Raw genomic sequence first — 20,180 nt, 5'->3', positions numbered from 1 at the left:
TCCCGCTCCTCGGAGATCGCTTGGAACGTCCTATCTCTCTTGACGTGAGAGATAGGCTACTCCTACCGTTGGAAAGCCCAAAATATGGGCGCATTTCTCCATCGGAGGGGAGGCCCCATGCCCGGCGGGGGACCCGCCGTCGAGGTCGACGGCCTGATCAGGAAGTTCGGCGAGGTGGAGGCCGTCCGGGGAATCGGCTTCACCGTGGCCCCCGGGGAGATCTTCGGTTTCCTCGGCCCGAACGGCGCCGGCAAGTCCACCACGATCAACATGCTCTGCACGCTGCTCAAGCCGACCGCCGGCACCGCGCGGGTCGCCGGCTTCGACGTCGTGGCCGAGCGCGACAGCGTCCGCCGCAACATCGGCCTGGTCTTCCAGGACCCGACGCTCGACGGCTACCTGTCCGGCGAGCAGAACCTGCGCTTCCACGCCGAGCTGTACGGGGTGCCGCGGAACGTGACCGGCGAGCGGATCCGGCAGGTGCTGGAGATGGTCGGGCTCTGGGACCGGCGCGCCGACCTCGTGCAGACCTACTCCGGCGGCATGAAGCGCCGGCTGGAGATCGCCCGCGGCCTGCTGCACTCGCCGCGGGTGCTGTTCCTGGACGAGCCGACCGTCGGCCTGGACCCGCAGACCCGCGCGTCGATCTGGGACTACATCCGGCAGCTCAAGGACGCCGAAGAGATCACCATCTTCATGACCACCCACTACATGGACGAGGCCGAGTTCTGCGACCGCATCGCGATCATGGACTCGGGGCGGATCGTCGCGCTGGACACCCCCGAGGCGCTCAAGGCGGGCGTCGGCAAGGACCGGGTCCGGATCCAGACCGCCGACGACGAGGCCGCGATCACCGCCCTCCGGGAGCGGTTCGACCTGGAGGCCGGCATGTCGGAGGGCGCCGTCGCGTTCTCGGTGGCCTCCGGCGAGGCGTTCGTGCCGCGGCTGTTCGCCGAGCTCGGCGTCCCGATCCGGTCGGTGAGCGTGTCCCGGCCGTCGCTGGACGACGTCTTCATGTCGTTCACCGGCTCGACGATCCGCGACGCCGAGGCCGGCTCCACCGACAGGATGCGCGTCATGATGCGTGCGGCGAGGAGATGAGATGACGAGCTCGACGCGGGCGGACACGCCCGGGGCGGCGGCGCCGGCCGCGGACGTGGTGCGGGTCCGGGTGCCGGAGCCGGGGCTGCGGCAGGACGTGCGCGCGGTGAAGATCGTCCTGCACCGGGAGCTGATCCGGTTCTGGCGCGACAAGCTGCGGATGGTGTCGGGGCTGGTGCAGCCGGTGCTGTGGCTGCTGGTGATGGGCACCGGCCTGTCGAACCTGATGGCGAGCGGCGGCGCGCACGGCGACATCGACCTGAAGACGTTCATCTTCCCGGGCGTGTGCGCGATGTCGGTGATGTTCACCGCGATGTTCTCCGCCGGGTCGATCGTGTGGGACCGCGAGTTCGGGTTCCTGCGCGAGATGCTCGTCGCGCCGGTCAGCCGCAGCTCGATCGTGATCGGCAAGTGCATCGGCGGCGCGCTGGTCGCGACGCTGCAGGGCGCGGTGATCGTCGCGCTGGCCGGGCTCGCCGGGGTGCCCTACGACCCCGTGCTGATCCTGGAGCTGCTGGGGCTGATGTTCCTCGGCGCGTTCGCGCTGACCGGGTTCGGCGTGATGATGGCCGCGCGGATCAAGCAGATGCAGTCGTTCTTCGGCCTCATGCAGATGGCGATGATGCCGATGATGTTCCTGTCCGGCGCGCTGTACCCGCTGAACGGCCTGCCCGCGTGGCTGACCGTGCTGACCCGGTTCAACCCGCTGACCTACGCCGTCGACCCGCTGCGCCAGGCGGTCTTCTCCCATCTGGACCTGACGCCGGCGCTGCGGCGCACCTTCGACCCCGGCGTGACCTGGAACGGGTGGGTCGTCCCGGTCTGGCTGGAGATCCTCATCGTGGTGGGGATGGGCGTCGGGCTGATGGGCGTCGCGATCGTCGAGTTCCGCCACACCGACTGACGGGACGCCGTCCGAAACACCCCCGGAAACCCCGCCGTCACCGTGCGTGATGCACCATACTGACCCCGGTCACGAAGCGAGTTGGGTCGGATGTGAAGGGTGACGGTGAACAGGTGAACGGGCATCGGACGATGATGCGGGGGGCGGCGGCGACGGCCGCCGTCCTCGCGGCGGTGACGGTTCCGGCGGTCATGGAGGCGCCCGCGCGGGCGGCGGACCGGACCGGCGGCCAGGCGGCCGGCGCGCACCGGGGGCTGCGGATCACGCGGTTCCTGGGGGAGAAGCGGCTGCCGCACCTGGCGAAGTTCGGCGGCACCACGGTGGGCGGCCTGTCGGGCATCGACCGCGACCCGCGCACCGGCGACTGGTACATGGTCTCCGACGACCGGTGGCGGTACGACCCGGCCCGCTTCTACACCGGCCGCGTCGACATCGACCCGCGCACGGGCCGGTTCGGCGGCGTGTCCCTCACCGGCGTGCACACGCTGACCGGCCCGGACGGCAAGCCCTACCCGGGGTTCGGCAAGCCGCGGTCGGTCGACCCCGAGTCGATCCGCTACGACCCGGATGCCCGCCGGGTGCTGTGGGGCAACGAGGGCGACCGGCCCGACGAGACGCACCAGGTGCCGCTGGCGCCGCTGACCGTCCAGTGGGCGGGCCGCGACGGCCGCTACCACGGCCTGCTCCCGCTGCCGGGGGATCTGCGGCTCACCACCGGCCACCACGGGCCGCGCCGCAACTTCGGCATGGAGGCGCTGGCGATCGCGCCGCACACCATCGCCGGGATGATCGAGGGGCCGCGCTACGAGGACGGGCCGCTCCCGACCGTCCGGCACGGCGCCGTGACCAGGCTGACGATGTGGAGCCGGCACGGGAAGGTGCGGGCGCAGTACGCCTACCAGGTCGACCGGCTGCCGGCCGCGCCGGTTCCGGCGGGCGGCGTCGCCGACAGCGGCGTGTCGGAGATCCTCGCGATCGACGACCACCGCTACCTGGCGCTGGAGCGGTCGTGGCTGCAGGGCGTCGGCTACAAGGTCAAGCTGTACGAGTTCGACACCCGCGGCGCGACGAACGTGCTGTCGCGGGGGAGCCTGGCGAAGGGCCGCGAGTACCGGCCGGTCCGCAAGCACCTGGTCGCCGACCTCGGCCGGTACGCCTCCCCGACGCAGAACCTGGAGGGGATGGGCTGGGGACCGAAGCTGCGGTCGGGGGAGCGGACGCTGGTGGTGTGCTCCGACGACAACTTCGACGCCCAGGAGGTCACCGAGTTCCTGGCGTTCGCCGTCCGGGGCCGCTGACGCCGCGGGCCCGCATGAACGCGACGGCGCCCGCCGGATCACGGATGATCCGGCGGGCGCCGGTGTCGTGCGGGCCGGGGCTCAGACGGCGAAGTCCAGCAGCGGGCGGGCGTTGCTGGGGTGCCGCAGCTTGGACAGCGACTCCTTCTCCAGCTGCCGGATCCGCTCGCGAGTCAGGCCCATCGCCTTGCCGATCTCGTCGAGCGTGCGCGGCGTCCCGTCGTACAGCCCGAACCGCATCGCCATGATCTTCGCCTCGCGCGGCGACAGGATGTCGAGGGTGCGGCGCAGCTGGTCGGCCATCAGCTGGCGGTCCACCAGCTCGGACGCCTCGGGGCTGTCGGTGTCCTCGATGAGGTCGCCGATGCGGGTCTCGCCGTCCTCGCCGATGGTGGAGTCCAGGCTGATCGGCTGGCGGCTGGTGCGCAGCAGCTCGCGGACCTGCTCGGGGCTCTTGTCCAGCTCGACGGCCAGCTCCTCGGGGGTGGGCTCGCGGCCGAGCCGCTGGTGCATGTCGCGCTCGACCCGGCTGAGCTTGCTCAGCATCTCCAGGACGTGCACGGGCAGCCGGATGGTGCGGGCCGAGTCGGCGAAGCCGCGCTGGATCGCCTGCCGGATCCACCACATCGCGTAGGTGGAGAACTTGTAGCCCTTGGAGTAGTCGAACTTCTCCACGGCGCGGATCAGGCCGAGGTTGCCCTCCTGGACGACGTCCAGCAGCGACAGGCCGCGGTCGGAGTACTTCTTGGCGACCGACACCACGAGCCGGAGGTTGGCCTCGAGCATGTGGGCCTTGGCGCGGCGCCCGTCGGCGGCGACCCACTCGAGGTCGGCGCGCATCCGCGGGGACAGCTTCTCGGTCTCCAGCTTGTGCTCGGCGTACAGCCCGGCCTCGATGCGCTTGGCCAGGTCGACCTCCTGCTCGGCGGTGAGCAGCTGCCGGCGGCCGATCGCCTTGAGGTAGGTGTGCACCGAGTCGCCCATGCCGGTCGACTGGTCGTCCAGGTCGGCGGGGGAGTCGGCGGCCTCGACCTCGGTGACCTCGAAGCCCTCCTCGGGCACGTCGGCGTCGCCGGGCTTGGCGGCGTCCTTGCCGGCGGTGTCCTTGGCGGTCCTGCGGGTCCGCCCGGCGCCCTTGGCGGTGCTCCTGCGGGCGGCGCCCTTCTTGGCGGTGCCCGGGGTGGCCTGGGCGGTGTCGCCGCCGTCGTGGTCCGCGGCCGCGGCCATCTTGCGGACGGTGTCGGGCTCCCCGGCCAGGCTGATCCCGGCCTCCGACAGCTCGCGCAGGATCGAGCGGCCCTGCGCCGGGCTGAGGCCGGCGGTCTCGAAGGCCCCCCTCACCTCGTCGAGCGAGAGGCGCCCTTGGGCGCGGCCGCGCTTCAGGAGGTCGTCGAGTGCGGGGCTCGCCGACTCCGTGAGCGGGGTCTCGATAGCGCTTCGCGGCATGGGGACACCCCTCTCCCTTCGGTGTGTGGATGCGGCGCGGATTGTCGTTCGCTGCTGGCGCACGCATATACGGGAACGTCGCGCGGAGGGCCGGTTGTTCCCGGACCGGCCGGATCGGCGCTCCCGGAGGGGATCGCGAGGGGACGATCCGGTCCCTCGTGGTGCCCGATCGGGGGCGTTCCATGCCGCGCGGCCCGCCCGAATACTGACCTTACTTCGTAAAGGCGCCGGGCTGTGGCGCTGTGACCAACGCCACTACGCCTCCTCCTGCTTCGGCCGCAGCGTCCGGCCGTACCGCGCGATCACGCGTTCACGCAGCTCGGGGTCGTCGCGGGGGACCGGTTCGAGGAACACCTCGTCGATTTCCTCGTGGGCGTCGCGCAGCTCGCGCGCCATCCGGACGCAGGCGCGCTCGACGTCGGCGGCGGTGAGCGCGTCGCGGAAGTCGAGCCGGGCGCAGACCAGCACGCGGTCGGCGCCGACCGTCATCGTGATGATGTCGACGACCCACTCCACCTCGGGCGCGGCGTACAGCCGGGCGCGGACGTCGTCGACGATGCGGGGGTCGGCCTGGTTGCCGATCAGCAGGTTGAGGTTGATCCGGCCGAGGACGAGCGCGACGACGGTCAGCAGCACGCCGATCAGGACCGAGCCGATGCCGTCCCAGACCGCCGAGCCGGTGGCCTGGTGCAGGCCGAGCCCGCCGAAGGCCAGGAGGAGGCCGACGAGCGCGGCGGAGTCCTCGAGCAGGACGCTGATCGCGGTGGGCTCGTCGGTGCGGCGGATGTAGGCCAGGAACGGCAGGGACTCCTCGCGGGCGGCGGCGCGGGTCTGCCGGAGGGCCTGCTGCCAGGAGATCCCCTCCAGGACGAACGCGACGGCGAGCACGATGTACCCGACCAGCGGGTCGGACTCCGCGCCCGAGCGGGCCCCGATGAGCGTCTCGAATCCCTGGTAGTAGGAGAACAGCGCGCCCATGCCGAAGATCGCGACGGCGACGAGCAGCGTCCAGATGTAGCGCTCCTTGCCGTAGCCGAAGGGGTGCCGGCGGTCGGCGGGCCGGCCGCTGCGCCGCAGCCCGACCATCAGCAGGATCTCGTTGAAGGTGTCGGCTACCGAGTGCGCGGCCTCGGCGGCCATCGACGCCGATCCGGTGATCAGCGCGGCGACGATCTTGGCGAGGGCGATGCCGAGGTTGGCCAGGAACGCCAGCAGGACGGTCAGGCCGCTCTCGTTCTCCGGCTCCTCGCGCTGTCCGCCCATGCCGGTCGTCCTCCCCCGATCGTCGCCGTGCCATGCGCCCCGCGCGTCCCGCGCGCTACAGGTGTCACCTCGCGGCGCGCAGCCGGGCGCGGTCGGGCTTGCCGGAGGCCAGTAGGGGGATCGCGTCGACGAGCTCCAGCTCGCGGGGAGCCGCGCAGGCGGGCATCGTCTCGCGGACGAAGGCGCGCAGCTCGGGCAGGGCGGGGGGCTCGGCGGCTGGCACCACGACGGCGGTGACGCGCTCGCCCCATTCGGGGTCGGGGCGGCCGACCACGACGACGTCGCGGACCTTGGGGTGCCGCGACAGCGCGGTGGCGATCTCGCCGGCGACGACCTTCTCGCCGCCGGTGTTGATGACGTCGTCGACGCGGCCGCGGACGCGGAGCCGCCCGTCCTCGTCCAGGGCGCCGAGGTCCTGGGTGACGAACCATTCGCCGTCGCGGACCGCGGCGGTCTGCTCGGGGCGCAGCCGGTAGCCGGTGAACAGGGACGGCCCGGCGAGGCGGATCCGGCCGTCGGCGCCGAGCTCGGCGCGCATGCCGTCCAGGGGGGTGCCGTCGTAGACGCAGCCGCCGCAGGTCTCGCTCATGCCGTAGGTGGTGAAGACGCGGCCGCCGCGGTCGCGGGCCTCGGCGAGCAGGCCGGGCGCGGCGGCGGCGCCGCCGAGGACGATCGCGCCGAGCCCGGACAGGTCGGTGCCGGCGTCCAGGAGGCGGCGCAGCTGGGTGGGGACCAGGGAGATGTGCACGGGGCCCGCGGCGGCGACGGCGGCGGTGTCGAAGCGGGGCGTGATGATCGGGTCGGTGCCGGCGAGCAGGGACCGGACGAGGACCTGGACGCCGGAGATGTGGCTGGTCGGCACGCAGCACAGCCAGCGGTCGCCGGGCGCGGCCTCGATGCGGGCGAGGGTGCCGGCGGCGGAGTGGCGCAGCGCGGCGGCCGACAGCTCGACGAACTTGGGGGCGCCGGTGGAGCCGGACGTGGCGATCAGCACGGCCGTGTCGTCGGCGGGCGGGGCGTGCTCGCCTGCGGCGCGGTAAGGGGTGAGGCCGTCCTCGGTCTCGACGGCGTCGGGGGCGAGCGCCTCCAGCATGGCGTCCAGCGTCGGCGCGGGAAGCCCGGGGGAGAGGGGGCAGACGGCGGGGCCGCCGTCGAGGGCGGCGGCGAGCGCCCGGAACAGGCGGGGCCCGGGCGGCAGCACGGCGGCGTGGAAGCGGCGATCCATGATCTCATCAGGGTAGGCGACCCCGCTGAACGCGTTCAAACCGCGGGGCGGTTGAATGGGCTCGACCCGGATCGACGCGGGCCCCGACGGGAGAGGATCACATGGTCTCGGAGCTGTTCGACGCGGACGCCTGGAAAGAGGTCGAGGGGTTCGGCTTCACCGACATCACCTACCACCGGGCCGTGGACCAGGGAACCGTCCGGATCGCGTTCGACCGCCCCGAGGTGCGCAACGCGTTCCGCCCGCACACGGTCGACGAGCTGTACCGGGCGCTGGACCACGCGCGGATGTCCTCGGACGTCGGCTGCGTGCTGCTGACGGGCAACGGGCCGTCGCCCAAGGACGGCGGGTGGGCGTTCTGCTCGGGCGGCGACCAGCGCATCCGCGGCAAGGACGGCTACAAGTACGCCGAGGGCGAGACGTCCGACACCATCGACCCGGCGCGGGCGGGCCGGCTGCACATCCTGGAGGTGCAGCGGCTGATCCGGATGATGGGCAAGGTCGTGATCTGCGTCGTGCCGGGGTGGGCCGCGGGCGGCGGGCACAGCCTGCACGTGGTGTGCGACCTGACCCTCGCGAGCCGCGAGCACGCCCGGTTCAAGCAGACCGACGCGGACGTGGCGAGCTTCGACGGCGGGTTCGGGTCGGCGTACCTGGCGCGGCAGGTCGGGCAGAAGTTCGCGCGGGAGATCTTCTTCCTCGGCGAGACCTACGACGCCGAGGCGGCGCACCGGATGGGGATGGTGAACGCGGTCGTCCCGCACGCCGAGCTGGAGGCGACGGCGCTGGAGTGGGCCCGGAAGATCAACGGGAAGAGCCCGACGGCGCAGCGGATGCTGAAGTTCGCCTTCAACCTCATCGACGACGGCCTGGTGGGGCAGCAGGTGTTCGCCGGGGAGGCGACGCGGCTGGCCTACGGCACCGACGAGGCCGCCGAGGGACGCGACGCGTTCCTGGAGAAGCGCGACCCCGACTGGTCGCGCCACCCGTGGTACTACTAGTCGACGTTGCGGTCAGGAATACGGTGATTCGGCAGGCAGGTCAGGGGGTCAGCGGGTGCGGGTCTTCGCCATCCCGATGCGGACGCGGTTCCGCGGTGTGACGCGGCGGGAGGGCGTCCTGTTCCAGGGCCCCGCCGGATGGGGGGAGTTCTCGCCGTTCGCCGACTACGGGCCGGCCGAGTGCGCCCGGTGGCTGGCGGCCGCGCGGGAGGCCGCGCACGAGGGCTGGCCCGCGCCGGTCCGCGACCGGATCCCGGTGAACGTGACGATCCCGGCGGTCGGCCCCGACCGGGCGTTCGAGATGACGAAGGCGTCCGGCTGCCGGACCGCGAAGGTGAAGGTCGCCGAGCGCGGCCAGGACGACGCCGACGACTTCGCGCGGGTCGAGGCCGTCCGCGACGCGATCGGGCCGGACGGCCGGGTGCGCATCGACGTGAACGGCGGCTGGGACGTCGACCACGCCGCGCGGATGATCCGGTCGCTGGACCGGTGGGAGCTGGAGTACGCCGAGCAGCCGTGCGCGACGCTGGACGAGCTGGCGCGGGTGCGGCGGATGGTGGACGTGCCGATCGCCGCCGACGAGTCGATCCGCCGCGCCGAGGACCCGTTGAAGGTCCGGGCGGCGGGCGCCGCGGACGTCGCGGTGCTGAAGGTGCAGCCGCTCGGCGGGGTGCGGGCGGCGCTGGAGGTCGCCGAGGCGTGCGGGCTGCCGGTGGTGGTGTCGAGCGCGGTGGAGACGTCGGTGGGGCTGGCGGCGGGCGTGGCGCTGGCCGCCGCGCTGCCGGAGCTGCCGTACGCGTGCGGGCTCGGGACGCTGTCGCTGATGGACGGCGACGTCGTGCGCGATCCGCTGGCGGAGCGCGACGGGGAGATCGAGGTGCGCCGGCCGGTGGTCGACGAGGAGGCGTTGCGGCGGTTTGCGGCGCCGCCCGATCTGGAGGAGGCGTGGCGGCGCCGCGCGGCGGACGCGCAGGCGTTCCTGCCGGGCCCGCCGATGGTCGGGGTGGACCGGTGAATCCGGCGACGGCGCTGGCGACGGTCCTGGTCGACGAGCTGCTGCGGTGCGGGATGACCGACGCGGTGCTGGCTCCGGGGTCGCGGTCGGCGCCGCTGGCGCTGGCGCTGCACGCCGCGGAGGAGGCCGGCCGGGTCCGGCTGCACGTGCGGATCGACGAGCGGTCGGCGTCGTTCCTGGGCCTCGGGATGGCCAAGCGGTCGGGGCGGCCGGTGGCGCTGGTGTGCACGTCGGGGACGGCGGCGGCGAACTTCCATCCGGCGGTGGTGGAGGCGCACGAGTCGGGCGTCCCGCTGATCGTGATCACCGCGGACCGTCCGCCGGAGCTGCGCGACACCGGCGCGAACCAGACGATCGACCAGGTGAAGCTGTACGGGACGGCGGCGCGGTGGAGCACCGAGGTCGGCGTGCCGGAGAACCGTCCGGGGATGGTGACGTACTGGCGGTCGCTGGTGAGCCGGGCGTGGGGGCTGGCGCAGGCGCCGGTGCCGGGCCCGGTGCATCTGAACGCGGCGTTCCGCGAGCCGCTGATCCCGGACGGCGACGAGTCGTGGTGCGAGCCGCTGGACGGCGACGCGACCGGCGCGTGGACGAAGGTGCGGGCGGCGACGCCGGGGTCGGTGCTGCACGTCCCGCCGACGCGGCGCGGGGTGCTGGTGGTCGGCGACGGCGCGGTGAACGTCAAGCGGTACGTGGCGGCGGCGTCGATGGCGGGCTGGCCGGTGCTGTCGGAGCCGAACGGGAACGCCCGCTACGGCGACCACGCGCTGACCTCGCACCATTTCCTGCTGGGGATCCCGGAGTTCGTGGAGCGGCACCGTCCCGAGGTGGTGGTGACGCTCGGCAAGCCGGGGCTGTCGCGGCCGCTGCTGTCGCTGCTGCGGCGCGCCGAGGAGCACATCGTCCTGGCCCCGGACCTGGCGCACTGGCCGGACCCGGTGCGGTCGGCGACGCAGGTGGCGCCGGAGATCGAGATCCCGGTGGTGTCGGGCGACGACGCGTGGCTGAAGTCGTGGCGGTCGGCGGACCTGGCCGCCGCGGCGGCGGTGGACGCCGTGCTGGACGGCATCGCCGGGGTGAGCGAGCCGCGGCTGGCGCGGGACCTGGTGGCGGCGATGCCGGGCGGGTCGCTGCTGTTCACGGCGGCGAGCATGCCGATCCGGGACCTGGACCAGGTGATGCGGCCGCGGCGCGGCATCCGGATCATGGCGAGCCGCGGCGCGAGCGGGATCGACGGGCTGATCTCGACGGCGATCGGCGCGGCGCTGGCGCACAGCGGCCGCTCGTACGCGCTGCTGGGGGACCTGGCGTTCCTGCACGACCAGAACGGCCTGGTCATCGGCCCGCACGATCGCCGTCCCGACCTCGCGATCATCGTGGTGAACAACCAGGGCGGCGGGATCTTCTCGCTGCTGCCGCAGGCGGCGCTGGCCGGCCCGTTCGAGCGGGTCTTCGGCACGCCGCACCAGGTGGACCTGCAGGCGGTGGCGGCGGCGCACGGCGTCCCGTACCGGCGGCTGGAGGCGGCGGCGGACCTGCCGAAGGCGATGGCGGGGGAGGGGCTGCGGATCGTGGAGGCCCGTACCGACCGGGACGCGAACGCGGTGCTGCACGCGGAGATGCGCAAGGCGGCCCATGCCGCCGTCCGTGACCTGTTCGCCTGACGGATCCCAGGGCGGCGCCGGTGATGGCCGGCGCCGCCTTCGGTGATTCAACCCTCAATTTACAATGTAAAGGCCCTGGGCGGGTTGCATGATCACCTCCGCCAAGACCTGAAGCCTCAACGACAGGAGAAGCCTTAGTCATTCGGCGGTAGCGTGCTCCGGGTCGGCGGGGATGGACAGGGTCGTGGTGGGTGCCGGCTCGGTGGCCGGCTGCGGTTTGAGGGTGGGGCGGGCGCGCAGGCAGCGGACCATCTCCTCGCCGTAGGGGAGCGCGCCGAAGAGGCCCATCGCGGCGAGCAGCGCGATGCGCGTCCGGCGGGACAGCGGGTCGCGGCGCTTCAGGCGCAGCCGGAAGTCGGGGCGGCCGTCTTGGCCGACGAGGGCGCGCGCCTGGTCCCAGTACAGGACGGTGAGGAAGCCGGTCGCCATGAGCGGGACGACTTCCAGGAGGCTGTGGATGTGCTGCTCCAGCGGGGTGACGCGTCGGCGCTCCTCGGCGTAGCTGACGTCCCAGTACGCGGTCGCGCCGTGGACGGCGAGGGCGCCGGCGCAGGTGGCCAGTACGCCGGCGTTGACCTCGCAGAACAGGCCGAGGGCGACGGGCACGCCGGCTTCGGTCATCATCAGCGAGTGGATCATCGATTCGCGGGTGCCGGCGGTGGTCTCGATGTGGGTCCTGCGGTGGCGGTGCCAGTCGGCGAGCCCGGCGCCGAGCCACAGCGGCAGGACGCCGCCGATGAGCCAGCGGCGGGTGGCGGTCTCGACGCCGAGGGCGCGGCGCACGTCGCGGGGGCGGACGGTGGGGTCGGCGAGGGCGCGCAGGGCGGCGAGGTGCGGTGAGCGCAGTTTCATCGGCGTTGCCTCCGGGTGGTGTCGGGTGTTCCCGGCGCTACCCGTGAGGCTTGGCCGTACACGGCGCGTCATTATGAGTTTCGTCCGGCGGCGCGGACGTCGGCCCGGCCCGTGTGCAGGTAACGGGCGCGGCCTTCGCCGTCGTCTCCGAGGAACGCGACGGGTCCGTGGCCGGGCTCCGCGGGCAGCAGGGAGTCCCCGCGCCGGCCGAGCAGTTCTGTCCGGTACGGCTCATCGCCGGCGCCCACGGCGAGGCCGAGGGGGACCTGCTCGAGCCACAGCCGTCCGCGCTCGTCTTCGCTCACGGTGGTCCGGCTGGTGCTGGACTGGTAAACGCCGGCGCAGCGCCTGGCGTCCGGACGCGCCGCAGGGTCGGGGGCGGGATCGGCGGGTGTTTCGACGACGTGGCGGAGGATCTCCTTCATCAGCGGCTTGCGGTCGCCGCCGTTGGTGAAGATCGCCACGGACACGTCGCGGCCGGGGTCGACGCGCAGGGCGGCCGATTGCCCGATGGTGTTGCCGTCGTGGCCGAACAGCCGGCCGCCCGGCAGGTCGTAGAGCTCCCAGCCCAGGCCCCAGGCCGTCCCCCAGCCGATGTCGGGCAGGGCGACCTGCGGTTCCCGCATGGCGCGCAGCCTCTCGTCGGTGAGGTGGGCGCGGGCGAAGGTCAGCAGGTCGCGCGGGGTCATGGCGAGCATCGACCCGGCGGGCGCGTTCGAGCGGGCCATCGCCCAGACGGGGGCGGGCCGTGCGCGGAGGTGGCCCACCGCGGCGCGGTGCAGGATCGCCTCGTACGGGTCGTTGGCGGCGTGGGTCATGCCGAGGGGTGTGAAGAGGTGGTCGCGCATGCACCGGTCGAAGGGTTCTCCTCGTGCGACCTCGATGATGCGTCCGAGCACGCTGTAGCCGGCGTTGTTGTAGGAGAACATTTCCCCGGGCTGGAAGATCTGGGGTATGTCGGCCAGCAGTTCGACGTACTTTTCCAGGCAGTCGTCGCCTTTGCCGGTGTCGGTGAACACGTCGCCTTCGAATCCGGCGGTGTGGCAGAGGAGTTGCCGGACGGTCGCCTGGCGGAACCCGGGGAGGTAGGTGTCCACGGGTGCGTCGAGTTCGACCAGGCCCTCGTCGACGAGTCCCATCACCAGCGTGGCGGTCAGGACCTTGGTGATCGATCCGATCTGGAACACCGAGTCGGTCGTCGCTTCCACGCCCGTCGCGGTGCTCAGTACCCCGGTCGCGGCTTCGACCACGTGCCCGCCGGCGTCGATGGCGACCGCCGCTCCGGGTACCGCGTGCTGCTCCGCCAGCCGTGGCAGGTGCTCTCGCAGCCATTCGCCGGCCTCGTCGATCCCCATCCTCATCCGGTCAACGGTAGACGGCCGTGCCGGGGGGGGGTTGCGCCGGGAGGCGTGCCGGGGTGTCGGGTCAGGCGAGGAGGCGTTCGCGGAGGGCGTCGGTGTCCTCGCGGGTCCAGCCGTGGCCGGCGAGCCAGCCTTCGGTGCCGCCGAACTCCTCGTCGATGCGGGCGAGGAGCTTCTCCATGATGGCGGCGTGGGGGAGGTGGGTGTCGGCGGGGCGGGAGTCCAGGTCGGCGGCGTAGGTGTCGCTGGCGCGCAGGCGGCCGAGGACGGCGTCGATGCGGTCGCCGGTCATGGCGTAGTCGGCGACGATCGCCTCGCGGGTGACGCCGGCGAGGTCGAGGGCGAGGGCGCAGACGACGCCGGTGCGGTCCTTGCCGGCGGCGCAGTGGACGAGGGAGGAGCCGTCGGTGCGGGTCATGACGCGCAGGGCGGCGGCGATGTTGTCGCCGCGGTCGCGGAGGTAGCCGAGGTAGTGGCCGGTGGAGCGGTCGAGTTCGGTGCCCTCGGCGTCGCGGCTCTGCCAGGGGAGGGCCTTGTCGACGTCGGCGCGGTCGGGGGTGTCGGCGGCGGCGTCGGTGCGGCGGCCGCCTTCGGGGAACAGCGAGAGGTGGTGGAGGGTGACGGAGGGGACGCGGGTGAGGGGTCCGGGTCCTTCGAGGCGGACCTCGGCGTCGCTGCGCAGGTCGATGACGTTCTTGAGGTGGTATTCGTCGAGGAGGAGGCGGACGTCGGCGACGGTGAGGTCCTGGAGGTTGTCCGAGCGCAGGACGCGGCCGCGGCGGGTGGCGGCCCCGTCGGCGGTGGGGAGCCCGCCGAGGTCCCGGGCGTTGACGGCTCCGTCCAGGTCGATCCACCGCGTCGGTTCGCTCATGGCTTCTGACCCTATATGGACGTGATGTTCCGTCTTTGATGCAGGGTCCCGGGTCGGGGCCGGGTGCGCGGTGGGCGGGGCGGTTTGGCGCGGTGGTCTCCGGGGGGCGTGGTCCGCGGGGGCGACGGGGGGTGAGGGGTACCGGGACCTGGGAGCCAGGGCGGGGTTGGCTCCGCAGCGTGGCGACCGCTTGGTGATCGTCTCCGTAGCTTCGGGTCAGTCAGCGCACCGATCCGATGGAGGCCCCGATGACCGCGACCCTCGACGCCCCGCCCGTCCGGGCGGCCGGCAGTGATTTCGCTCCGCTGGCGCGGCAGGTCCGCGCGAGCGGGCTGCTGGACCGGCGTCCCGGTTACTACGCGCGGGCGATCGGGGTGAACCTGGCGGCGACGGCGGCGGTGTGGGCGGCGATCGGGTGGGCGGGGGCGAGCTGGTGGGCGGTGCTGCTGGGGGTGCCGCTGGCGGTGCTGTCGGCGCGGACGGCGTTCCTGGGGCATGACGCGGGGCACCGGCAGATCGCGGGGTCGGCGCGGGTGAACCGGTGGCTGGGGCTGGTGCTGGGGAACCTGCTGCTGGGGATGGGGCAGGGGTGGTGGAGCGACAAGCACAACCGGCATCACGCGAATCCGAACCATGTCGGCAAGGACCCGGATGTGGGGGAGGGGGTTCTGGCGTGGACGGAGGGGCAGGCGGCGCGGCAGCGGGGTGTGCTGCGGTGGGTGGCGCGTCATCAGGCGGGGTTGTTCTTTCCGTTGCTGACGCTGGAGGGCCTGAACCTGAAGGTGGGCAGTGTGCTGTACCTGCGGGGGAGGTCGCGGCGGGAGCAGCTGGTGGAGGGCGGGCTGCTGGCGTTGCACGCGGTGGCGTACCTGTCGCTGGCGTTCACGCTGCTGTCGCCGGGGAAGGCGATCGTGCTGATGGTGCTGCATCACGCGCTGTTCGGGGTGCATCTGGGGGCGGTGTTCGCGCCGAACCACAAGGGGATGGCGATGCCGGAGCCGGGTGAGCGGTGGGGGCATCTGCGGCGGCAGGTGCTGACGTCGCGGAACGTGCGGGGCGGTGTGGTGGTGGACTGGCTGATGGGGGGCCTGAACTACCAGATCGAGCACCATCTATTCCCGGGGATTCCGCGGTGCAGCCTGCGGCGGGTGCAGCCGCTGGTGCGGGCGCACTGCGCGGCGGTGGGGCTGCCGTTCACCGAGACGGGGCTGGTGGAGTCGTACCGGCAGGCGCTGGCGCACATGCGGTCGGTGGGGGAGCCGCTGCGGTCGTAGGATTGCGGGCGTCATGCCCGAAGGACATACCCTCCATCGTCTGGCCGCCGAGCACCGCCGGGTGTTCGGCGGCCGTCCCGTCGCCGCCGAGAGCCCGCAGGGCCGGTTCGCGGCGGGTGCGGCCGAGATCGACGGCCGTGTCCTGGTCGCCGCGGACGCGCACGGCAAGCATCTGCTGCTGGAGTTCGACGACGACCGCGTCCTGCACGTCCATCTGGGGATCTATGGGACGTGGCGGTTCGGCGGGGTGCCGGCGCCGGAGCCGCAGGGGGCGGTGCGGCTGCGGTTGTCGGGTGCGGGCGGGCACGCGGATCTGCGCGGGCCGAACGCGTGCGAGCTGCTGGAGCCGGGCGGGGTGAAGCTGCTGCGGGATCGGCTGGGGCCGGATCCGTTGCGGGCGGACGCCGATCCGGGGCGGGCGTGGGCGCGGATCTCGCGGAGCCGGACGAGCATCGCGGCGCTGCTGATGGATCAGTCGGTGGTGGCGGGGCCGGGGAACATCTACCGGGCGGAGGTGCTGTTCCGGCAGGGGATCGATCCGTTGCTTCCGGGCCGGGCGCTGTCGGAGGGGCGGTGGTCGGCGGTGTGGGCGGATCTGGTGGCGCTGATGGCGGAGGGGGTGCGGTCGGGGCGGATCGACACGGTGCGGGCGGAGCACACGCCGGAGGCGATGGGGCGTCCGCCGCGGGTGGACGATCATGGTGGTGAGGTGTACGTGTACCGGCGGGCGGGGTTGCCGTGCCTGGTGTGCGGGAGTGCGGTGGCGTCGGCGGAGCTGGCGGGGCGGAATCTGTTCTGGTGTCCGGGGTGCCAGCCGCCGGCGGGGTGAGCGGGCGCGGGTGAGCGGGCGCGGGGTGTCAGGGCAGGTAGCGGTCGGCGAGGGCGCGTGCGGTGTCGGTCATCATGGCGCGCAGTGGCGGTGGGGCGATCACTTCGACGTCGGCGCCGAGTTTGAGGAATTCGACGTGGGCGTGGCGGAGTGATTCGACGGGGAGGGTGAGGGTGGTCCAGCCGGTGGGGTCGGGTGGGCCGGCGTTGTCGTGGACGGCGCGTGCCATAACGGGGGGCAGGAGGATGGGGGCGCGCCGGAGGCCGTCGGGGGAGAGGCGGACGGTGGCCTGGTCGCGGTAGGAGTCGGCTTCGAAGCGGGCGGCGTAGGCGTCCCAGTAGGCGGCGAGGTCGAAGCCGGGCGGGCGGTCGAAGCGGTGGGGGAGCGGCTCGAGGGTGAGGATCTTGGAGACGCGGTAGGTGCGCGGGGCCCGGTCGTGCGCCGGGGGTGTGTCCGGTGGCGGGTCGTCCTGTGGAGCGCCGGGGTGGGGGTGGTGGGCGCGGGCGATGAGGTACCAGGTGCCGGCCTTGAGGACGACACCGATCGGCTCGAGGTCGCGTTCGACCTCCTGCGGCTGTGCCCAGCGGCGGTACAGGACGCGGATGCGCTGCTGGTTCCAGACGGCGTCGGCGACGGCTTGGAGGTGGGGGACGTCGTCGGGGGCGCGGAACCAGCCGGGTGCGTCGAGGTGGAAGCGTTCGCGGATGCGTGCGGCGCGGGAGCGCAGGTCGGGCGGGAGGGCGGCCATGAGTTTGAGTTCGGCGGCGGCGACGACGTCGCCGAGGCCGAGCTGGGAGGCGGGGCCGGGCATGCCGGACAGGAAGAGGGATTCGGCTTCGCCGGTGGTGAGTCCGGTGAGGCGGGTGCGGTAGCCCTCGAGGAGGCGGTAGCCGCCGTCGGGGCCGCGGTCGGCGTAGACGGGGACGCCGGCGGCCGACAGCGACTCGACGTCGCGGTAGACGGTGCGGACGGACACTTCGAGTTCGTCGGCGAGGTCGCGGGCGGTCATGCGGCCGCGGGTCTGCAGCAGCAGGAGCAGGGACAGCAGGCGGGACGCGCGCACGGGTCCAGTGTGGCGTGGCGTTCGGGGGCGTGGTGCGGGCGGGGCGCCGGTGCGGGCGGGTCAGCCCTGCAGGGCGTACTGCATGGCGCGGAACTTGGTCTGGGCTTCGGCGAGTTCGGCGGCGGGGTCGGAGTCGGCGACGATGCCGCAGCCGGCGAACAGGCGGGCGCGGGTGCCGTCGAGCTGGGCGCAGCGCAGGGCGATGCCCCATTCGCCGTCGCCGCGGGCGTCGACCCAGCCGACGGGGCCGGCGTAGCGGCCGCGGTCCATGCCCTCGAGTTCGCGGATGAGGTCCATGGCGGTGCCGGTGGGGGTGCCGCAGACGGCGGGGGTGGGGTGCAGGGCGGCGACGACGTCGAGGACGGAGCGGTCGGCGGTGAGGCGGCCGCGCAGGGGGGAGGCGAGGTGGTGCAGGTTGGGGAGGGTGAGCAGTTCGGGTTCGGCGGGGACGTGCAGGTCGGCGCACAGGGGGGCGAGGGCGTCGCGGACCATGTCGGCGGCGTAGCGGTGCTCTTCGCGGTCCTTGGCGGAGGCGAAGAGGCGGGCGGCGCGGTCGCGGTCGGCGCCGGGGGTGTCGCCGCGGGCGGTGGTGCCGGCGAGGACGAGGGATTCGATGTCGCCGCCGGTGCGGCGGATGAGCAGTTCGGGGGTGGCGCCGACGAGGCCGGCGCAGGAGAAGGTGTAGCAGCCGGGGAACCGGTCGGCGAGGCGGCGCAGCAGGACGCGGGCGTCGATGGGGGCGTCGGCGTGGACGGTGAGGTCGCGGGCGAGGACGACCTTGCCGAGGGCGCCGCCGCGGATGCGCTGGACGGCGGTGGCGACGGCGTCGCCCCAGGCGTGCGCGGGCATGGCTCCGTCGCCCCAGGTGAGGCCGGTGGGGACGTGGGGTTCGTGGACGAGGGAGAGGGGGTCGGCGTCGTCGCCGATGGTGGTGAGCCAGGCGCGGCCGTCGCGGCGGCCGAGGACGCGGCGGGGGACGATGAGGACGGAGTCGGGGGATTTGGGGTCGAAGGCGAATCCGCCGAAGGCGACGGGGCCGGTGCCGGGCAGGGCGACGGGGTCGTCGATGTCGGCGGCGCCGAACAGTTCGCGCAGGAGCGCGGCGGCGGTGGTGAAGCGGTCCTCGCCGCCGGGCAGGGTGATGCGGGCGGCCTCGCCCCAGCCGACGATGCCTTCGCCGTGGCGGATCCAGGCCAGGGCGGAGGGGTGCGGAAGTCTCGAGACGAGGTCGCCGGGGTCGGCGACCGGGGCGGTGCGGACGACGAGGCGGTCCGGTGCTGTCACGGCGAGCTTCACGCAAGCCACTGTACGGCAGAATTGAACCTGTTCAAACCGGCGGGGCGGCGGCGTCCGGTGAGGTGTGCGCCACATCGCGGCGCCCGGTCACGGCTGCCCATGCCCGTTCCGCCCGCTCCCATGCGTCCACCCCCTGCGTCCGCCATGCGTCCATCCGGACGTCCGCCCCCGCGCGGCGGAACGCGCGGGGGCGGGCGCAGGGCGGCGCGGGACGGGGTCAGGAGGCGCGGCCGCTGAGGCGGCCCGTCAGCTTCCACGCCGCCGGCAGCAGCGCCGCGGCCAGCGCGACCTTCAGCGCGTCGCCCGCCAGGAACGGCGTCACGCCGAGGTGCAGCGCCTTGCCGAGCCCGACGTGCAGGGACGCCATCAGATACGGGACGCCGGCCGCGTACATGATGGCGGTGCCGGCCAGCATCGTCGCGACGGTCCGCAGCGGCGTGCGGTCGCCGCCGCGCTCGGCGAGGCGCCCGACCACCGCGGCGGCGGCGACGAAGCCGAGCACGTAGCCGAACGTCGGGAACCCGGCGCCGGAGGCGCCGTCGGTGAACCAGGGGACGCCCGCCATCCCGGCCAGCAGGTAGACGATCATGCCGAGGCCGGCGCGGCCGAAGCCGAGCGCGGCGCCGGCCAGCAGCACCGCGAAGGTCTGCCCGGTCACCGGGACGGGGGTACCGGGCAGCGGCACCGCGATCTGGGCGGCGACGCCGACGAACGCGGCCGCGCCCGCGACGAGCGCGGCGTCGCGGGCCAGGGAACCGGGCAGCAGGTCGCCGAGGACGGCGGGACCCCGCCGGGCGGCGTGGGCAGTGGCCAACTCAACCTCCCATAAATGGTGTTGTCAGCCGAAACCTAGCGAACCGGTCGTCCGGAACCGGACGCGCGGTCACCGGAACCACCCCGGCAGGCCCGGCAGGCCCGGCAGGCCCGGCGGTCACGGGCGGCGGGCGAGGTACACCATGTCCGGCTCGCCGCGCGGCACCGGGACCGGCAGCTCCTCCACCCGGGCGAACCGGGACACCAGCAGGTCGCCGAAGCCGGGCGCGGCGCCCGCGCTCCACACCGCCAGCACCCCGCGCGCGCTCAGCAGCGCGGCGAGCAGGTCCAGGCCGACGGGGCCGTACAGGCGGGCGTTGCCGGGCGTGACCGTCCAGTGCGGGCCGTTGTCGATGTCCAGGCACACCGCGTCGAACACACCGCCGGCCGGGCGTTCCAGGACGTCGAGGAGGTCGGCGCGGACGAGCGTGACGCGCGGGTCGTCCAGGCCGCCGCGTGACCACGGCCGCAGCGGCCCGGCGTGCCAGCCGACGACGGCCGGTTCCCGCTCCACCACCGTGACGTGCCCGACGGCCGGGTGCGCCAGCGCCTCGGCCAGGGAGAACCCGACGCCGAGCCCGCCGATCAGCACCCGCGCCCCGCCGCCGCCCGCCCCGCCCCCGTCCTCGTCCTGGGCGAGGGCGGCGTCGACGGCGGCGCGGACCAGCAGCCGCTCGGACTCGCCGTTGCGGGTGTCCATCAGGAACGTGCCGTTGCTGATGATCTCGTAGTCGGCGCCCGCCCGGCGCAGCACCAGCTCCCCGCCGACGCCCGCGGCGCGCTCCACGACGACCGGCTCGGCCCGGCCTTCCCCGATCACGTCCATGGCCCCCGACCCTAACCGCCCGCGGGCCCCGCACGGCGCGGGCTCGCGGGCGCGCGCCGGGGGCTGGGCGGGGCGGGG

18 protein-coding genes are annotated in these 20,180 nt (G+C 73.7%); 8 read left to right on the top strand and 10 right to left on the bottom strand.

From position 1 onward, the window contains the following. Nucleotides 1-117 precede the first annotated feature (117 nt). From F9B16_RS30180 to F9B16_RS30170, 3 genes are all read left to right on the top strand, one after another. Nucleotides 118-1,101: an ATP-binding cassette domain-containing protein gene (locus F9B16_RS30180; protein WP_151543605.1), complete on the top strand. Its 984-nt coding sequence runs from the start codon at nucleotides 118-120 to the stop codon at nucleotides 1,099-1,101. A 1-nt stretch (nucleotide 1,102) separates the two neighbouring features. Then, on the top strand, nucleotides 1,103-2,005 hold the full coding sequence (locus F9B16_RS30175; RefSeq protein WP_151543604.1) for an ABC transporter permease: 903 nt from the start codon (nucleotides 1,103-1,105) through the stop codon (nucleotides 2,003-2,005). A gap of 113 nt (nucleotides 2,006-2,118) precedes the next feature. Then, nucleotides 2,119-3,303, top strand: a complete 1,185-nt coding sequence (locus F9B16_RS30170) for an esterase-like activity of phytase family protein (RefSeq protein WP_225992064.1) — start codon at nucleotides 2,119-2,121, stop codon at nucleotides 3,301-3,303. A gap of 81 nt (nucleotides 3,304-3,384) precedes the next feature. Here the strand turns inward: F9B16_RS30170 and F9B16_RS30165 are convergent, their stop codons facing one another. The 3 genes from F9B16_RS30165 to F9B16_RS30155 form a co-directional block, all read right to left on the bottom strand. Further along, nucleotides 3,385-4,749, bottom strand: a complete 1,365-nt coding sequence (locus F9B16_RS30165) for an RNA polymerase sigma factor (RefSeq protein WP_151543603.1) — start codon at nucleotides 4,747-4,749, stop codon at nucleotides 3,385-3,387. A gap of 255 nt (nucleotides 4,750-5,004) precedes the next feature. Beyond that, nucleotides 5,005-6,012 carry a cation diffusion facilitator family transporter gene (locus F9B16_RS30160; protein WP_151543602.1) on the bottom strand — a complete coding sequence of 336 codons (1,008 nt, stop codon included), beginning with the start codon at nucleotides 6,010-6,012 and terminating at the stop codon, nucleotides 5,005-5,007. 64 nt (nucleotides 6,013-6,076) lie between these two features. Further along, the gene (locus F9B16_RS30155; RefSeq protein ID WP_192809068.1) at nucleotides 6,077-7,237 is read right to left on the bottom strand and encodes an AMP-binding protein; all 1,161 of its coding nucleotides are present in this window, start codon (nucleotides 7,235-7,237) and stop codon (nucleotides 6,077-6,079) included. Between the two features lie 101 nt (nucleotides 7,238-7,338). Between F9B16_RS30155 and F9B16_RS30150 the strand changes: the two genes are divergently transcribed. From F9B16_RS30150 to menD, 3 genes are read left to right on the top strand one after another with little or no spacing between them, the layout of a single operon-like run. Then, nucleotides 7,339-8,238: a 1,4-dihydroxy-2-naphthoyl-CoA synthase gene (locus tag F9B16_RS30150; protein WP_151543601.1), complete on the top strand. Its 900-nt coding sequence runs from the start codon at nucleotides 7,339-7,341 to the stop codon at nucleotides 8,236-8,238. Between the two features lie 55 nt (nucleotides 8,239-8,293). Continuing rightward, nucleotides 8,294-9,253 carry an o-succinylbenzoate synthase gene (locus F9B16_RS30145; RefSeq protein WP_151543600.1) on the top strand — a complete coding sequence of 320 codons (960 nt, stop codon included), beginning with the start codon at nucleotides 8,294-8,296 and terminating at the stop codon, nucleotides 9,251-9,253. After that, entirely contained in the window at nucleotides 9,250-10,917 is a 1,668-nt protein-coding gene (menD, locus tag F9B16_RS30140; RefSeq protein ID WP_151543599.1) for a 2-succinyl-5-enolpyruvyl-6-hydroxy-3-cyclohexene-1-carboxylic-acid synthase, read from the top strand. The genes F9B16_RS30145 and menD overlap by 4 nt, the downstream gene beginning before the upstream one ends. A 138-nt stretch (nucleotides 10,918-11,055) precedes the next feature. Here menD and F9B16_RS30135 read toward each other — a convergent pair whose 3' ends face one another. The 3 genes from F9B16_RS30135 to F9B16_RS30125 form a co-directional block, all read right to left on the bottom strand. Then, entirely contained in the window at nucleotides 11,056-11,769 is a 714-nt protein-coding gene (locus F9B16_RS30135) for a diguanylate cyclase (RefSeq protein WP_192809067.1), read from the bottom strand. Between the two features lie 71 nt (nucleotides 11,770-11,840). After that, entirely contained in the window at nucleotides 11,841-13,130 is a 1,290-nt protein-coding gene (locus F9B16_RS30130) for a serine hydrolase domain-containing protein (protein WP_225992063.1), read from the bottom strand. A 64-nt stretch (nucleotides 13,131-13,194) separates the two neighbouring features. Continuing rightward, on the bottom strand, nucleotides 13,195-14,001 hold the full coding sequence (locus F9B16_RS30125; protein WP_151543598.1) for a tyrosine-protein phosphatase: 807 nt from the start codon (nucleotides 13,999-14,001) through the stop codon (nucleotides 13,195-13,197). 248 nt (nucleotides 14,002-14,249) lie between these two features. On the opposite strand from F9B16_RS30125, the gene F9B16_RS30120 reads away from it, so the two are divergent. Both F9B16_RS30120 and F9B16_RS30115 read left to right on the top strand, forming a co-directional pair. Beyond that, nucleotides 14,250-15,275: a fatty acid desaturase family protein gene (locus F9B16_RS30120; RefSeq protein ID WP_225992062.1), complete on the top strand. Its 1,026-nt coding sequence runs from the start codon at nucleotides 14,250-14,252 to the stop codon at nucleotides 15,273-15,275. Nucleotides 15,276-15,288: 13 nt separating this feature from the next. Beyond that, complete coding sequence (locus F9B16_RS30115) at nucleotides 15,289-16,104, top strand: Fpg/Nei family DNA glycosylase (RefSeq protein ID WP_151543596.1); 816 nt, start codon at nucleotides 15,289-15,291, stop codon at nucleotides 16,102-16,104. Nucleotides 16,105-16,132: 28 nt separating this feature from the next. On the opposite strand, the gene F9B16_RS30110 is transcribed toward F9B16_RS30115, so the two are convergent. From F9B16_RS30110 to F9B16_RS30095, 4 genes are all read right to left on the bottom strand, one after another. Next, the gene (locus tag F9B16_RS30110) at nucleotides 16,133-17,167 is read right to left on the bottom strand and encodes a helix-turn-helix transcriptional regulator (RefSeq protein ID WP_151543595.1); all 1,035 of its coding nucleotides are present in this window, start codon (nucleotides 17,165-17,167) and stop codon (nucleotides 16,133-16,135) included. 60 nt (nucleotides 17,168-17,227) lie between these two features. Next, nucleotides 17,228-18,463, bottom strand: coding sequence for an isochorismate synthase (locus F9B16_RS30105; RefSeq protein WP_151543594.1), 1,236 nt, complete (start codon nucleotides 18,461-18,463; stop codon nucleotides 17,228-17,230). A 217-nt stretch (nucleotides 18,464-18,680) separates the two neighbouring features. Beyond that, nucleotides 18,681-19,277 (bottom strand): biotin transporter BioY, encoded by a 597-nt coding sequence (locus F9B16_RS30100; protein WP_151543593.1) that lies wholly within the window; start codon nucleotides 19,275-19,277, stop codon nucleotides 18,681-18,683. 117 nt (nucleotides 19,278-19,394) lie between these two features. Continuing rightward, nucleotides 19,395-20,102 carry a spermidine synthase family protein gene (locus F9B16_RS30095; RefSeq protein WP_151543592.1) on the bottom strand — a complete coding sequence of 236 codons (708 nt, stop codon included), beginning with the start codon at nucleotides 20,100-20,102 and terminating at the stop codon, nucleotides 19,395-19,397. Nucleotides 20,103-20,180: the final 78 nt, after the last annotated feature.

This window comes from Actinomadura montaniterrae (genome assembly GCF_008923365.1).
GTDB classification, from domain to species: domain Bacteria; phylum Actinomycetota; class Actinomycetes; order Streptosporangiales; family Streptosporangiaceae; genus Spirillospora; species Spirillospora montaniterrae.
Note: the sequence above shows the minus strand (reverse complement) of the source record. Positions and strands in the feature narration are given on the sequence as shown.